This window comes from Pseudarthrobacter sp. WHRI 8279 (genome assembly GCF_040224115.2).
Taxonomy (GTDB): domain Bacteria; phylum Actinomycetota; class Actinomycetes; order Actinomycetales; family Micrococcaceae; genus Arthrobacter.
Genome location: NZ_CP168162.1, coordinates 1,361,032 through 1,374,496, shown reverse-complemented (window position 1 = coordinate 1,374,496; position 13,465 = coordinate 1,361,032). Strand labels below are relative to the sequence as shown.

Sequence of the window (13,465 nt, the reverse complement as noted above, 5' to 3'; positions counted from 1 at the left end):
CCCTAACAGCCTGCAGAACGGAACCTAGATGGGTTCCTTGGCCAGCGCCTTGGTCCTGGCGGGGGTTTCGCGGCCGAGCCGCTGGTCGAGCGTGACGCGCAGCCTGGCAGCAGCCACCTGGACACGATGCTCGGCAGGGGTGACTTTCTTCGGGGCCGGCTTGGCGGCGGCGCTCCGCGGAGTATGGACGAACCGGTGTTCAGACGATGCCGCGCTCATGGTCCAACCTCCTTGGTATTGTCTTCACCCGTGGTTCCATTCTCGCCTAAGTTGCCACCGGCGTCCACGAACGCCGTCTCCTGGTCCGCCCCGGTGCCTTGCCCGTCGTCGTCCGCGTTCTCATCGCCCCACACGCTCTTCCAGGCGATGTCGAACAACTCAAGCTCTTCGTTGCGGGCCAGTTCGCTGCGCGCCAGGACCTCCAGGGTTGCCAGTCCCAGGGCCTTTGTCCCCTCGTCATGGTCCAGTGCCCGGTCCAGGGCCCACTGCGTCCGGCGCCACCATTCCGCGCGGCTGTCCGCCTCGGTTTTTTGCAGCAGGGCATGGGCGTCCGCTTCCCGCTTCTGCTCCAGCGCAGTGGCATCGGCAGCAGTGCGCTGCTTGAGCGTTCGCCAGTTGATGTAGAACGCCAGCAGGGCAGCGATGAGGACGGCCAGGGGACCCAGCCCGGCAAGGATGACCCACCAGTCAGCCGGTCCGGAATGGACGACGACGTCGAGCGGGCTTGGGGAGGGGGCAGCGGTCACTGGACCAGCATAGGCCTCAGTCTGGCTGCCAGCCGGTGACGCCCCCGCGCCGCGCCCATCAGGAAGCGCACGTCAGGAAGCGCCCGTCAGGCCGTGATGACGACCTTCAGTGCGTTGGTCTCGGCTGCCCGGGCGAAGGTGTCGTACGCGTCCATGAACTGCTCAAAGCGGAAATGGTGGGTGGCGAACTTTTCTGCGGGCAGCTTCTTCTGCGCAACGAGTTTCAGGAGCATCGGCGTGGTGTTGGCGTTAACCAGTCCCATGCTGATGTTGATGTTCTGGATCCAGAGGTTCTCCAGGTGCAGTTCCACCGGTTTGCCGTGCACGCCAACGTTGGCAACCGTGCCACCCGGCCGGACGATCTCGGTGCACATGCCAAAGGTGGCCGGAATGCCCACGGCCTCAATGGCAACGTCCACGCCCTGCCCGTCCGTACGGGACAGCACCTGGTCCTTCCAGTCGGAATCACCGGACAGCACAACGTGGGTGGCCCCGAACGCGCGGGACTGCTCCAAGCGGTTTTGGTCAAGGTCTATGGCGATGATGGTGGCCGCCCCATAGAGCCCCGCCGTTGCAATCGCGGCCAGTCCCACCGGGCCGGCTCCCACCACCGCCACCGTGTCCCCGGGCTTGACGCGGCCGTACTGGACGCCGATTTCGAAGCCGGTGGGGAGGATGTCCGAGAGCATGACGGCCTGTTCGTCGGTGACCCCTTCCGGGAGGAGGTGGAGGGAATTCTCGGCGTAGGGAACACGGACATATTCAGCCTGGGTTCCGTCGATGAGGTGGCCGAATACCCAGCCGATTCCCGATGCGCCTTCGTCGCCCAGGCAATGGGAGTAGAGCCCGGTCTTGCAGTTGGCGCAGTGGCCGCAGGATTTGATGCAGGAAATGATGACCCTGTCGCCTGGTTTCAGGGTGGTCACGGACGAACCCACTTCCGTGATGGTTCCCACGCCCTCGTGGCCCAGGATCCGTCCCTCCTGCACTGCCGGCACATCGCCCTTGAGGATGTGCAGGTCCGTTCCGCAGATGGTGGTGGTGTCCACCTTGACGATCGCGTCGCTGGGTTTGATGATCGATGGATCCGGCACGTCGGTCCAGGATTTCTTTCCGGGTCCGCCGTAGACAATGGCTTTCATTGCTGCTCCTTGCTGGTTGCCCGATCCAGTGGTTCCTGGATGCTGCGTCAACCTCAAGGATGGAGGAGGGGCCCAAGATCCATAAGGGTCCTAGGTCCCGGGGCCGGGATCGTGCCGTTCGCGGGTGTCAGCCTTCCTGCAGTTTTTCGGCGAGCATCACGAGTATTCCGCTGGGGCCGCGGAGGTATGTGAGCTTATAGGCGTCGCCGTAGGTCGCCACGCCGCGCAGTGGATGGCATCCGTGCTTCGCGGCCACTTCAAGGGCTGTGTCCAGGTTGTCGACAGAGAAGGCAATGCGGTGCATGCCAATGTCGTTGGGGCGGGTTGGGGCCGTTTCATTCGCTTCGGGGTGGATGTATTCAAAGAGCTCAAGTTGACCATGGCCGTCTGGCGTCTGGAGCATCGCAATCTTGGCGTGGTTGCCGTCCAGTCCAACGGCAGTGTCCGTCCACTCGCCGCTGACCGTGTCACGGCCAACCACGGTGAGCCCGAGGTCGGTAAAGAAGGCGATAGTTGCTTCGAGGTCCCGAACGGCGATACCGACATTCTCGAATTTGATGGCCATGCGTTGAAGGTACCAAGGCGGCTCCACCAGCTCCAGCGCCCCTATTGTTCTCCCCTGATGCGGGCGGCCGTGCCGCGGCGGGAGATGAGGACCGGACCGCGGGCATGGTGCAGCACAGCGTGGGCCGTGGAACCTATTGTCTCCCGGAGGAACCCCTGGCCCTTGGTTCCCACAACCAGCATCCGTGCGCCTTCCGAGGCCCTGAGGATGGCGTGGGCCACTGAGGTATCGGTGAGCACCTTTCCCTCGGCAGGGACAGCGGGGGCCAGGGCCCGGGCACGGTCCAGGGCAGAACTGAGGACCTCCCCGGCGGCAGCGTCGGCGTCGGGCATTTCCCGGTGCCCGTACCCTGGCGGCGTGTGGCGGACGTGGACGATGGTGAGGCCTGTCTCCCAGGCCGAGGCGAGTGCACAGGCGTCTTCCAGCGCAGTGGGGGATCCCAGGCCGTCCACCGCGACGACGACGGGCCCGCCAGGGTGAAGATCAGGCCGGATCACGGCTACCGGGCATGCCGCCGTGGCTGCCAGTTCCAGGCTCACGGATCCCACCAGCAGGCCCAGGAACCCGCCCAGGCCCCGGCTGCCGACGACGATCATCTCCTCCCCGGAAGAGATCTCTGCGAGGTAGGACGCCGGCAGTCCGTGCAGCAGGGTGCCTTCAACCTTCAGCCCAGGTGCCGCCGCTTCGGCACGGCTGATGCCCTCCTCAAGAATTTCCTGCGCTGCCCGCTCCAGCCCGCTGTCCGCAACGCCCGGAACGGGGCCGAGGTTCCTGGTCAGCAGCGGCCAGATGGAGCAGTGCACCACAAGTAGGGGGCGGCTGCGCAGGCGCGCCTGTTCCGCCGCCCACTGGATGGCAGCTGCAGCTTCAGCCGAACCGTCATAGCCGGCAACGATAGATCTCGAATCCTGCATAGCTCTGCGCTCCTGCTCGGGGGACCTTCGGCCCTGTGGTGGCTTCTCCTGAGGCTCCATGATGATGGCGGGGGTTCCTGTGTAACCGCTGATCCAAGCAGAGCACCACACAGCAGCGGGAAGCAACACGTGCTGAGGATTGAGGAGCACCGCATGGCTGCGTGGCAGGAAAACATCACGCCGGGCCGGGTCGCGGGCAAGGCCGCGCGCAGGGGAGCAGCCAGGTGACGCAGATAAACACCGCAGTGCACAGGCTTGTGGGCCTGCTGCTGGTCCTGGCAGCGCTGCTGCCGGGCGGAGCAGCCGTTGCCTTCGCTGATCCGCCGGTTTCTGTATGGGTGGAGGACACTGCCGGCGTCCTGGACCGGAACAAGCTGGTTCCGGCCCTGGAGGGCATTGACTTCTACGCGCCCACGCGGGTTGCCGTCTACACCTACAACGGCAGCGCCGAGGATAACCTCAATGAAGAGGTCCTGAGGTATGCCCGGAGCGAGCATCCGGAGTGGATCAGCGCGGACGGGCAGAAGTGGGCCGACGGGCTCTTCATCTTCGCCCTTGATCCGGTGGGCCGCCACGTTGGAACGTACATGGGCGAGGACCGGAAAGTGTCCCTGGAGCAGCGGAACGACATCCAGGACGCGGCCAAGGATCTCCTCCGTGACGCTCAGTGGACGGACGGAACCATCGCTGGGGTCCGCCGTGCGGCCGGGCTCATCAACCAGCCGTGGTACCGGTCCGCCGCTTTCCTGGTCACGGCCTGGGTGACGGCAGGAACAGCGGCACTGGGTGCCGCTGCCTGGCTCATCGTGCGGGCCGTGACCAGGTCCTCCAGCCGGAAGGAGATTGAGCGCGGTGACCATGGCTACGCCAACGTCAGCATGGACCTTGAGGTGACAGAACTGAACGCGGGCACCATTCCGGAATCGTCGCGGTACGGAGGCCACGTCCTGGAGAAGCACCGCACGTTCCTGAACCGGTACAACACCGCCAGCCAGCTCTCAAACAAGGTGCATGCGCTGTCCAGGCGGGACCTGGGCCGCCGCAGGCACCTGAAGCTCGCCCGGGAGTACGCGGATGCGGCATCCGAGCTCGACGCGCTGGACGATGTCATCGCCGACACCAACGCCCTCCTCAACAAGGCCGGCACGTGGCCTACCGCGTGGGACCGCCAGCTCGCCCCCTTCCGCAAGGACCTCGCGGGCCTGGAGCAACTCCTCACCAAGCGCCACGGGCAGGGGGATTCGGCGACGGCGGCGGCGCTGCGGTCCTTCCGCGACCAGAGCCTGCGTGAAATCGAACGGTGGACGGCGGAGCTTGCCGAGGAGAAAATCAGTCCGGAAAAGGCGCTGGACCACCTCTACGATGCCCGGTCCAGGCTCGCCGTGCTCCTGGAAAACCATGCCCAGACAGTCATTGGGGGATTTGCGAAGAACGAACGCGAAGCGCAGCTGATGCGAAAGGAGATGGAGGCGGCCCAGGACGGACTCAACCACAAGCGCCGGCGCAGCTACGAGCCAAGCATCCTGGGCACCGTCTACCCGTCCTACCACTTCTTCTCCGTGGCCACCTTCAATTCCGGGCTGAACACGGGAGTCAGCAGCGTCAGTTCCGCCCGGGGCGGAGGCGGCAGCACCACCGGTTATGGAAGCAGCGGCGGGAGCTTCTCCGGGTCCGGCAGCTCGTCCAGTTTCTAAATTTCGGCCCGGCTCCAGGAGCGGCGGGCCGGGCCGGTCAAACCGGAACTACAGCGCCCGGCTGAGGCTCCGGCGCAGCAGGAATGACCCCAGCGCCAGCAGCGCCAGTGCCATGGCGGCCAGGACCCCGAGCTGCGGAAGGATGTCCACCAGGGTGCCGTCATGCCGCTGGATATCCGCAAAAGCGTCATACGCCCAGCGGTGCGGCGTCGCGCGGGACACTGCCTGCAGCGCCTCGGAGAAGAATTCCGGCGGCACCATGGAACCGCCCAACCCTGCCAGCACCAAACCCAGTCCCACCCCCACACCGGCCGCGGCGGCGTCGTTATCCATCAGCGCGCCAACCACCATCGCTGCCGCGGCCGAGACTGCGCAAAAGAATGCCAAAACCAAGCCCGCCAGCAGGGGATCCCCCCAGTCGACGCCGAACAGCAGGGCCGTGCCAGCCATGATGTACCCGCCCTGGACCGCCGCGATGCCGAACCGGCCCAGCGCCTGGCCCGCGAGCGCCTGCCAGCTTGAAACGGGCGCCGCCATGACGCGGGCTATGACCCCCAGCCGCCGGGCCTTGATCAGGGTGGCGGCACCGGTGAGGGAACTCAGGAAGACGAACAGGAGGAGCTGTTGGGTGGCCCCAAGGTCGAACCGGCCCAGTCCCTGGAAGACCTGCGTGACGTCGTTGGTGTCCACCAGCTCCACCCGGGGCTGTTGCACCGATTCCTTCGCCTGCTTCAGCGCCGCAGCCGCCTCCGGTGCGCCCACTCCTGCTGATTCGAGCAGGGACTGTTGCCGCCGTTCCGTGCTGACGGCCTGGATGGAGGCGCGCACCTCCTGGAGCACAGCCTGCGCGGCTGACTGCGAAGCTGTCACCACTTCGATGTCCGCCGGCCGGCCGGCTGCGAAGGCCGCGGCGTCGTCGTCGCTGATGAAGATCCCGACGTCGGTCCTTCCGCGGCTCAGCTGGTCCCGTACTGATGCGGCTCCGGCTGGGGACACCTCAAGGCCGTCCTCTTCCAGCTGCCCGGACAGGGCCTCCGCGAGTTCCGTCCCCGGCGCGCCGGACAGTGCCACGCGTGCCTGGGCGCTGTTGGCGCCGAACTGCGAGCCCAGCAGCAGGATCAGCAGGAGGGGGAAAACAAAAACAAAGAAAATGTTGGACCTGTCCCGCAGGAAGAGCCGGACTTCCACCGCAGCGATTCCGATGATGCTCCTCATGCCCGGACACCCCTGTCCGGAAGCAGCCGGGACGCCACGGTGGCCGCGGCGGCGAAGCCCAGCATGATGGCGAGGGGGGTGGCGATGTCCGGCACTCCGCCTCCTCCCGCGGTGATGCCCAGGCCGCGTATGAAGGCCGCGATGGGGTTGAGGTCCATGAGCGTGGCCAGAAAGCCCGAGGCTTCGACGGGGAAGAACGCGCCGCCGGCGATTCCCAGGAGCATGGCAACGATGGACTGGGCAATATTGGCCTGTTCGGCGCTGCGGACAAGGCGGGCAACGATGAACGTCAGGCTCGTGGCGGCCGAGGCCACAGCCAGGACCAGGAGCGCCACCACCGCCGGTGAGCCGAACGAGACGCCGAACAGCACACTGCCCGCCGTGAGCAGGACGGTTGTTGCCGCTACGCCGAGGATGAATCCCACCAGGGCTTTGGCCGAGATGATTGTCCCGGCGGCCACCGGGGTTGACTGCAGCCTGGCGAGCGTGCCCTCCTCCCGCTCGGCCAGCAGCCCCAGGACCCCGAACCCGACCGTGAAGAGCAGGAAGAGGCCGGTCTGGCCCGCCACGAGCGTTCCCTTGAGTGAGAGCTGCTCGGCGGACGCCTGGCCTTCTGACAATGTCAGGGCAGGCGTGCCTGCTGCAGCCTGCTGTGCAAGCCCGCCGAGGACCCCGTGGGGGAGTCCGGCGACGTCCCCGGCCGTGGCTGTCACGGTGCCCGCCGAGAACTGCTGCAGGAGCCCGTCCACCACGGAGACCAGGACACCGGTTTCCAGGCCCGCCGCATCCCCTTCGATGATCTGGACCGAGAGCGCCCGTCCGGTGGACAGGGCCGTCGTGAAGTCCGCCGGCAGGATGATGCCCAGGTCGGCCCCCGTATCCTTTGTTTCCTGCCGGACATCGCCGGCCGCGGCCCGTTGGATGGTCACGTCCATGGTGGGCAGCGAGTCCACCGCTTCCAGGAGTGCGCTGCCAAGCGGCCCGCTGTCTTCCGAGTTTGCAATGACGACGGCGGGCTTCAGGGTGGCGCTACCGCTGTCGAAGCCGCCGAATGACAGATTCAGGACTCCCATGAGTGCCAAGGGAACAAGGAGGGAGAAGATCAGGACTGACTTGTCGCGGATACGCTGCCGGAGGTCGTTGGCGACCATTGTCCAGAGTCCGCGCACGTCAGTCCCGCAGTGCTTTGCCGGTCAGGTGCAGGAAGACGGATTCAAGGTCCGGCCGGACGATCTCCACGGACGTCAGCGCCATGCCGGCTCCGCCCGCCTCAGCGACAATGGGGGCGAGAAGGCCGGGGCCGTTGTGCACCGTCAGCGTCAGACCCGCCGCACCGCCGTCGACATGCTGCACCCCTGCAAGCCGCCGCAGTGCTGTGGCAGCGGCACCGGTGTTTCCGCTGCCGTGCAGGTCGATGCGGTCCACTCCGCCGGTCAGCTCCACCAGTTCGCTCCTGGTGCCCTCTGCCTGGATCCGTCCTTCGTCGATGATGGCGATCCGGTCGCACAGCCGTTCCGCTTCTTCCATGTAATGGGTGGTGTAGAGGACGGCCATCCCCTCCGTTGCAAGCCCTTCAACCGATTCCAGAATGGAGTTCCGGGACTGGGGGTCCACGCCCACGGTTGGTTCATCCAGGATCAGCAGGGTTGGCCGGTGCAGCAGCCCGATGCCGATATTGAGCCGGCGTTTCATCCCGCCGGAGAACTTCTTGGTCTGCTCGCCCGCCCGGTCCGCAAGGCCGATGAGGTCCAGGACCTCCCCGGTGCGGCGCTTCAGCTCCTGGCCGTGAAGGCCCTGGAGCCGGCCGAGGAACCGGAGGTTTTCCTTCGCCGTCAGGTCCGGGTAGATGGCAAGTTCCTGCGGGACCAGGCCAATGTGCCCCTTGACCCGCGTACTCACCGGCGTCATCACCGAGCCTGCCAGCTCGATGGAACCCGAGGCTGCCGGAATCAGCCCGGCCACCATGGAAATGATGGTGGTCTTGCCCGCGCCGTTGGGGCCCAGCAGCCCGTACGTTTCACCGGCCCCGATGTGGAAGGAGACATCGTCGACGACGGTGTGGGCGCCATAGCGCTTGACCAGGCCTTTGACGCCCAGGACCTGGGCACGGTGCGTCTGGACGTCAGCCGTCACGGGCTCCACGGACTTCTACGCGGCACCGAACGACTTTTCCTTGTTTGGCATGAAAGGGCGGACCTGGTGCGGGCGCCTGGAAGCCCTGGCCTTCGCCGGGCCGGGCGCAGGAGCGAGGTCACGGATCAAGCCCGTGCCGGCGCACTCGCGGACATCCCTGATGGCGGCGGCAGCCTGGTCCTTGTCCCGGTACTGTCCGGACAACGCCAGCACGGTTCCATCCGGTGCAACAAGCCTGAACCTGATCCGCGAATCCTCATCGGCAAACAGCTCGAACGTTCCCGCCATAGATGTGCTCTCCTCGATGGTTGTGCAGCTGGCCTCCGTCCACCGTGCCAGAGGACGGGCCAATCCATTAGGGGCCAAGGTCCCGTTATGGCTGCCTGCCGGGGCCTACCGTGCCGGCGGGCCAGGGGGACGGCGGCGGGAGCTAGTTGTACCCATTCAGTCAGCCTGGGCAGACCCTGGTCCGCTGCCCGTTTTTACGTCGGCAGCTATGCGGTCCGCCCAGGCGTCGATGGCATCCCAATCACGGAAGTCACCTGCCGGCAATGCATCCTTGGCCGCCGGAGCGAGCCGGACCAGGCGCTCGCCGATGCCGATGGGAGGAGACTCCGGGTTCCACGACCCGAAAAACACTTCTTCACCCCTGGGCTGGAGCAGCGCCTGCAGTTCCGCGAATTCCTTGGGCCGCGCACTGTGCAGGACATCCCCGCCGTCTTGATCCACAACGTCGTTTCCGAGCGGGCCGCTGCTGAAGAGCCAGACCTTCCGGGCCTGCAGCTCCCGCTGGTGCCGCTTGGCGAATGATGTGGCGTCCTTCAACCAATGCCCCATGTAGGCGGCGCCGCCAAGCACCACGGCGTCGTACAAGCCCACGTCGTCCACGTCTGCTACCGGGTGGGCCTCGGCCGGGATACCGTCCGCAGCAAGGCAGGAGGCGATGCGTTCGGCGATGCCGGCCGTCGCACCATGGCGGGTTGCATAGGCAACGAGGATTCTCACAGGACCTCCTGGGGCCCGGCAGTCACGCGAAGGGCCAGATGACCCGCGTCTGCCACTTTGCGGGGTCGGGTTCCGTTTCGGGGTCGCTCAGGTAGTACTCCCACATGATGTCCGCCGGGGTGAGGCCTTCCGCCCGCATGTGCCCGAGGACCGCGTTGTACGTGTTTTCCAGGGTGTCGTAGGGGCCGATGTGCAGGGCTTCGAGGGCATCAGTTTCCGGCAAGGTTCCGGCGGCCACCCCGTCAGCGTCCCTGAAGTTACCGGCCATGGGAAAGCCGGCTTCCACATCAACGGTCTCCCCGGGGATGCCCCGGTACAACGCAAAGGGAGGCCCGGCAGGGGCCGTGCCCTGCTTCTGGGCTGCTGCCATCACGGTTCCGAAGGCCCGGCCAAAAAACTCCGTCAGCGCGTCCATCCGGACCCGTTCACGGACGACGGCGACCGGCTGCTCCGCGAGATGGACTTTCCTGGGGTGCGGGCCGGAGTCACTCATGGCTCCAGCCTGCGCGCCCGGGCACCGGGCGTGACAGGGCCTTAGGACTCTAAACGGTGCCGGTCCCCGTGCCGTCCCCGTGGCGGTTGGGCCGGCGGAAATCAGCCGGCAGCCTCGTAGGCCTGGCGCATCCATTGCTCCACCTCGCCGTCCAGCTGGCTGGTGTCAACAAGTTCAAGGTGATGCATCCAGATGCCCGGGGCGGGGTGCGCTGTTTCCTTGAACCGGGGGGAGGGGATCTGGTGGGGAAGCGCCAGCGACAGCACAACAGGAACGTCTGACTTGATGTACGTGCCCGGCCGCCACAGGAAGGCAAAGCCGCGCCGGCGGCGGAACGAAACCTGGCTCTTTGACACGCGGACGGTCATGGGGCCTATGCCGGATGCCATGCGTTCCGCCGCCCCGTAGATGGCACGGGCAGCGTCCGAACCTTCGAAAAAGCGGTCAACGGTCCAGGGTTCGGTGCCTTCCACCGGGACGGTGGTGGCTACTCGAGGCCTGCGCGGGTGGCTTCGTTCAACGGGGTCTGCCAGGTGCCGGTGGCTGTCAGCGTGAACCTCCGGCCCGTCACCGACTGCGGAATGATCCGGATGAGGTGGTCCTGCCCAACGCCCTGCCAGGGGAAAAGCCCCCGCCGTGTCTCATTCAGGGCGGGTGAGGCGGCGTCATCCTCGACAGCCGTACCCTTGACCACAACACTCCAGGCCAGGCCGAACTCGGCACTCACGCTGTCCGCTTCCAGCGCGACCATCGAGTTCGCCTCAATAGCCTGCAGCTTTGTTCCGCTGCCCGTCCGGAAGACCAGGCCCTCGCCGTCGCGCTTGAAACTTACCGGGAAGACGTCCGGCTGTCCGTCGACGATGACGCCAAGCCGTCCGATACTCGTTTGTTCCAGCAGCCTCCAGCACTCATTGGAGTCGAGGATTTCTGCTTCAGGAGCGATTTTCTTGTCGGTCATGCCCAGATCCTAAGGCGCGCGCCACTTCCCTGACAGGGCCCAAAGACCTTTGACCTGCCCGCCGGGCGCACCCCTCCTCCAAGGGCCGGCCCGGGCCTAAATGCCCTAGCGGTTCCGGCCGGGCGGCAGTACTTTCAGGTGTATGCGCAACAACCCACCGGACCGGAATGCCTCATCCGCAGTGGAAGTCCTGGACGCGAACGCCTGCTGGGACCTCCTGCGCGGGGTGTCGGTCGGCCACCTGGCAGTCCTGGTTGACGGCCATCCGGAGATCTTCCCCGTGAACTACAAGGTGGATCACGGATCGGTGGTCTTCCGCACCGGAGAAGGGACAAAGCTCCACGCCGCGGCCCGGCCCTCCGCCGTCGCACTCGAAGCGGACGGCACTGACCAGGACAAACGGACCGCCTGGAGCGTCCAGGTGAAGGGCCATGCCGAGGTCCTGGAGCCCTCACCGGAGCTGATGACTGGCGTTGGCCTCACCCTCTTTCCCTGGCAGGCAGGCCACAAGGACCACTTTGTGCGGATTGTTCCGACGACGGTAAGCGGCAGGCGGTTCACCGTAACCTCCCCCCTGACCTGGTGGAGCCACCTGGATGATCCGGCGCGGGCGGGCCTTGCCTGAGGGAAAGCCGGCCGCCCCGCCCGGCACTCCGGTACCGCGGCAGGCGGCCGGCCCCGAGGAGGAGCCCGGCCAGTCGCTCCCGGGCAGGGCCTCGGCGCTGATCCGTCAGTACCCCCTGGTGGCGCTGACGTGCCTGGTGCTCGCCGTCACCGGGATGCTGCTGCAGTCCGGACTGGAACAGCCCGCCAGGCTCGGCGCGTCCGCCTATGCCGCCGTCGTCGCCGCCATCCGTGCCGCAGCGATGTTCCGCTCGCTCCGCGAGGGCCGCTGGGGCATCGACGTCCTGGCGCTGATGGCCATTGCCAGCACCGTCTGGGTGGGCGAGTACCTCGCTGCCCTCGTGGTGATCCTCATGCTCTCCGGCGGGGAAGCGCTGGAAACCTTCGCCCAGGGACGGGCAGCACGCGAACTGAAGTCCCTGCTGGCAAGGGCGCCCCGCTTCGCCCACCGGGAAGCCGCCGGATCAGTCCTGGAAGAAACACCCGTGGGCGAAGTGGTTCCCGGCGATGTGCTGGTGGTGCGCCCCTCCGAGCTGGTCCCGGTTGACGGTGAGCTCCTGTCCGACGCCGCAAGCATGGATGAATCCTCACTGACGGGGGAGAGCCTGCCCGTTGAACGGACCCGGGGGGAACTCCTGCTCAGCGGCTCCGTCAACGGCGAGACGGCCATCAGGATGCGGGCGGCCGCCACGGCCAGGGATTCACAGTACAGCCGCATCATCGCCCTGGTGGAGGAAGCGGCGTCCAGCCGGGCCCCGGTGGTCCGCCTTGCGGACCGGTACGCCGTTCCCTTTACCGCGCTGGCGATTCTCATGGCCGGAACAGCCTGGGCCCTGTCAGGGGATCCCGTGCGCATCGCCCAGGTCCTGGTGGTGGCAACCCCCTGCCCGCTCCTGATCGCGGCGCCGGTGGCGTTCCTCGCCGGCACCAGCCAGGCGGCCCACCGGGGCATCATCATCAAGAACACCGGGACCCTGGAGCAGCTAGCCAAAGCCAGGACCGCCGTCTTTGACAAGACCGGAACGCTGACCTCGGGACGGCCGGTCCTGGACATGGTCCAGGTTGCACAGGACCAGGGACCATCCGCCGGTGCGGCGATGAGCGCGGAGCGGATCCTGCAGCTCGCCGCCTCAGCCGAGCAGTACTCCTCGCACGTCCTGGCGGCCTCGGTGATCGAGGCCGCCGCCGAGCGCAACCTTGAGCTCCTTCCCGTCACCCGTGCTACGGAACATGCCACCCAGGGCGTCGAAGCCGTCTGTGGCGGGGATACCGTGGTGGTGGGCAAGGCGGGGCTGGTCCGGGACGCGTCGGAGGGCTTCCGGGAAGCTGTCCTCCACAGCGGACAGCTGGCCATTTACGTCGCCGTCAATGGCAGGTATACCGGGGCCCTGATCATGAAGGACCCGTTGCGCGGCGACGCCGGGGACACCCTGGCCCGGCTGCACCGGCTGGGAGTGCGGCACACCATGCTGCTGACCGGAGACGCCCACGGGACTGCGGCCCACATCGCCGAGGAAGCGGGCATCCGCCATGTCCAGGCTGACTGCCTGCCGGAGGACAAGGTGAATGCCGTGGCAGCCGTGCGGGAACGGCCCGTCATCATGGTGGGCGACGGCGTCAATGACGCCCCCGTCCTGGCCGCCGCTGACGTGGGCATCGCCATGGGGGCAAAAGGCGCAACCGCCGCAAGCGAATCGGCGGACGTTGTGATCATGCTCGACAATCTGTCCAGGGTGGCCGTGGCGGTCGAAATCGGCAAGCGCACAGTGGCGGTGGCTATGGTGAGCATCTGGACAGGAATAGGGCTGAGCGTCGGCCTGATGGCTGTGGCCATGACGGGCTACATTCCAGCGGTCACCGGCGCCCTCCTGCAGGAACTCGTGGACCTTGCCACGATCCTCAATGGGCTGAGGGCGCTGCGCCCGGCCCGGCCGCGGAATCCCGCAGGCCGGGGCTGAGCCTGAAGGGCCCGGCAT

General features: G+C 66.7%; 16 protein-coding genes. 3 read left to right on the top strand and 13 right to left on the bottom strand.

The window, feature by feature from the left end:
- Nucleotides 1-24 precede the first annotated feature (24 nt).
- From ABRP28_RS06175 to ABRP28_RS06155, 5 genes are all read right to left on the bottom strand, one after another.
- Nucleotides 25-219 carry a hypothetical protein gene (locus ABRP28_RS06175; RefSeq protein WP_350002453.1) on the bottom strand — a complete coding sequence of 65 codons (195 nt, stop codon included), beginning with the start codon at nt 217-219 and terminating at the stop codon, nt 25-27.
- A complete protein-coding gene (locus ABRP28_RS06170) occupies nt 216-746 on the bottom strand; it encodes a hypothetical protein (RefSeq protein WP_350002452.1) in 531 nt (176 codons plus the stop codon). The genes ABRP28_RS06175 and ABRP28_RS06170 overlap by 4 nt, the downstream gene beginning before the upstream one ends.
- Before the next feature lie 86 nt (nt 747-832).
- Nucleotides 833-1,888 carry a zinc-dependent alcohol dehydrogenase family protein gene (locus ABRP28_RS06165; RefSeq protein WP_350002451.1) on the bottom strand — a complete coding sequence of 352 codons (1,056 nt, stop codon included), beginning with the start codon at nt 1,886-1,888 and terminating at the stop codon, nt 833-835.
- A 127-nt stretch (nt 1,889-2,015) separates the two neighbouring features.
- Nucleotides 2,016-2,453, bottom strand: coding sequence for a VOC family protein (locus tag ABRP28_RS06160; RefSeq protein ID WP_350002450.1), 438 nt, complete (start codon nt 2,451-2,453; stop codon nt 2,016-2,018).
- Nucleotides 2,454-2,494: 41 nt separating this feature from the next.
- The gene (locus tag ABRP28_RS06155) at nt 2,495-3,367 is read right to left on the bottom strand and encodes a universal stress protein (RefSeq protein WP_350002449.1); all 873 of its coding nucleotides are present in this window, start codon (nt 3,365-3,367) and stop codon (nt 2,495-2,497) included.
- A gap of 224 nt (nt 3,368-3,591) precedes the next feature.
- On the opposite strand from ABRP28_RS06155, the gene ABRP28_RS06150 reads away from it, so the two are divergent.
- Nucleotides 3,592-5,061 carry a DUF5129 domain-containing protein gene (locus ABRP28_RS06150; protein WP_374152937.1) on the top strand — a complete coding sequence of 490 codons (1,470 nt, stop codon included), beginning with the start codon at nt 3,592-3,594 and terminating at the stop codon, nt 5,059-5,061.
- 48 nt (nt 5,062-5,109) lie between these two features.
- Here the strand turns inward: ABRP28_RS06150 and ABRP28_RS06145 are convergent, their stop codons facing one another.
- The 8 genes from ABRP28_RS06145 to ABRP28_RS06110 all read right to left on the bottom strand — a co-directional run bounded on the left by ABRP28_RS06145 (nt 5,110) and on the right by ABRP28_RS06110 (nt 10,865).
- A complete protein-coding gene (locus ABRP28_RS06145) occupies nt 5,110-6,276 on the bottom strand; it encodes an ABC transporter permease (protein ID WP_350002448.1) in 1,167 nt (388 codons plus the stop codon).
- Nucleotides 6,273-7,427 (bottom strand): ABC transporter permease, encoded by a 1,155-nt coding sequence (locus tag ABRP28_RS06140; RefSeq protein WP_350002447.1) that lies wholly within the window; start codon nt 7,425-7,427, stop codon nt 6,273-6,275. The genes ABRP28_RS06145 and ABRP28_RS06140 overlap by 4 nt, the downstream gene beginning before the upstream one ends.
- A gap of 19 nt (nt 7,428-7,446) precedes the next feature.
- On the bottom strand, nt 7,447-8,409 hold the full coding sequence (locus ABRP28_RS06135) for an ABC transporter ATP-binding protein (RefSeq protein ID WP_350002446.1): 963 nt from the start codon (nt 8,407-8,409) through the stop codon (nt 7,447-7,449).
- Between the two features lie 15 nt (nt 8,410-8,424).
- Nucleotides 8,425-8,697 carry a DUF1508 domain-containing protein gene (locus ABRP28_RS06130; protein ID WP_350002445.1) on the bottom strand — a complete coding sequence of 91 codons (273 nt, stop codon included), beginning with the start codon at nt 8,695-8,697 and terminating at the stop codon, nt 8,425-8,427.
- Nucleotides 8,698-8,853: 156 nt separating this feature from the next.
- On the bottom strand, nt 8,854-9,414 hold the full coding sequence (locus tag ABRP28_RS06125; protein WP_350002444.1) for a flavodoxin domain-containing protein: 561 nt from the start codon (nt 9,412-9,414) through the stop codon (nt 8,854-8,856).
- Between the two features lie 22 nt (nt 9,415-9,436).
- Nucleotides 9,437-9,907 carry a GyrI-like domain-containing protein gene (locus tag ABRP28_RS06120; protein WP_350002443.1) on the bottom strand — a complete coding sequence of 157 codons (471 nt, stop codon included), beginning with the start codon at nt 9,905-9,907 and terminating at the stop codon, nt 9,437-9,439.
- A 101-nt stretch (nt 9,908-10,008) separates the two neighbouring features.
- Nucleotides 10,009-10,380: a DUF5655 domain-containing protein gene (locus ABRP28_RS06115; protein ID WP_350002442.1), complete on the bottom strand. Its 372-nt coding sequence runs from the start codon at nt 10,378-10,380 to the stop codon at nt 10,009-10,011.
- Nucleotides 10,381-10,394: 14 nt separating this feature from the next.
- Nucleotides 10,395-10,865, bottom strand: a complete 471-nt coding sequence (locus ABRP28_RS06110) for a pyridoxamine 5'-phosphate oxidase family protein (protein ID WP_350002441.1) — start codon at nt 10,863-10,865, stop codon at nt 10,395-10,397.
- A gap of 142 nt (nt 10,866-11,007) precedes the next feature.
- On the opposite strand from ABRP28_RS06110, the gene ABRP28_RS06105 reads away from it, so the two are divergent.
- Together ABRP28_RS06105 and ABRP28_RS06100 are read left to right on the top strand one after the other, a co-directional pair.
- A complete protein-coding gene (locus tag ABRP28_RS06105) occupies nt 11,008-11,490 on the top strand; it encodes a pyridoxamine 5'-phosphate oxidase family protein (protein WP_350002440.1) in 483 nt (160 codons plus the stop codon).
- Nucleotides 11,462-13,447 carry a heavy metal translocating P-type ATPase gene (locus ABRP28_RS06100; RefSeq protein ID WP_350002439.1) on the top strand — a complete coding sequence of 662 codons (1,986 nt, stop codon included), beginning with the start codon at nt 11,462-11,464 and terminating at the stop codon, nt 13,445-13,447. Before ABRP28_RS06105 ends, ABRP28_RS06100 begins: the two co-directional genes overlap by 29 nt.
- Nucleotides 13,448-13,465: the final 18 nt, after the last annotated feature.

Excerpts from the sequence above, each read along its gene's own strand:
- ABRP28_RS06120 (WP_350002443.1), bottom strand. The coding sequence starts at position 9,907 with ATGAGTGACTCCGGCCCGCACCCCAGGAAAGTCCATCTCGCGGAGCAG.
- ABRP28_RS06100 (WP_350002439.1), top strand. The coding sequence starts at position 11,462 with ATGATCCGGCGCGGGCGGGCCTTGCCTGAGGGAAAGCCGGCCGCCCCG.
- ABRP28_RS06105 (WP_350002440.1), top strand. The coding sequence starts at position 11,008 with ATGCGCAACAACCCACCGGACCGGAATGCCTCATCCGCAGTGGAAGTC.
- ABRP28_RS06145 (WP_350002448.1), bottom strand. The coding sequence starts at position 6,276 with ATGAGGAGCATCATCGGAATCGCTGCGGTGGAAGTCCGGCTCTTCCTG.
- ABRP28_RS06175 (WP_350002453.1), bottom strand. The coding sequence starts at position 219 with ATGAGCGCGGCATCGTCTGAACACCGGTTCGTCCATACTCCGCGGAGC.
- ABRP28_RS06140 (WP_350002447.1), bottom strand. The coding sequence starts at position 7,427 with ATGGTCGCCAACGACCTCCGGCAGCGTATCCGCGACAAGTCAGTCCTG.
- ABRP28_RS06110 (WP_350002441.1), bottom strand. The coding sequence starts at position 10,865 with ATGACCGACAAGAAAATCGCTCCTGAAGCAGAAATCCTCGACTCCAAT.
- ABRP28_RS06130 (WP_350002445.1), bottom strand. The coding sequence starts at position 8,697 with ATGGCGGGAACGTTCGAGCTGTTTGCCGATGAGGATTCGCGGATCAGG.
- ABRP28_RS06155 (WP_350002449.1), bottom strand. The coding sequence starts at position 3,367 with ATGCAGGATTCGAGATCTATCGTTGCCGGCTATGACGGTTCGGCTGAA.
- ABRP28_RS06165 (WP_350002451.1), bottom strand. The coding sequence starts at position 1,888 with ATGAAAGCCATTGTCTACGGCGGACCCGGAAAGAAATCCTGGACCGAC.
- ABRP28_RS06160 (WP_350002450.1), bottom strand. The coding sequence starts at position 2,453 with ATGGCCATCAAATTCGAGAATGTCGGTATCGCCGTTCGGGACCTCGAA.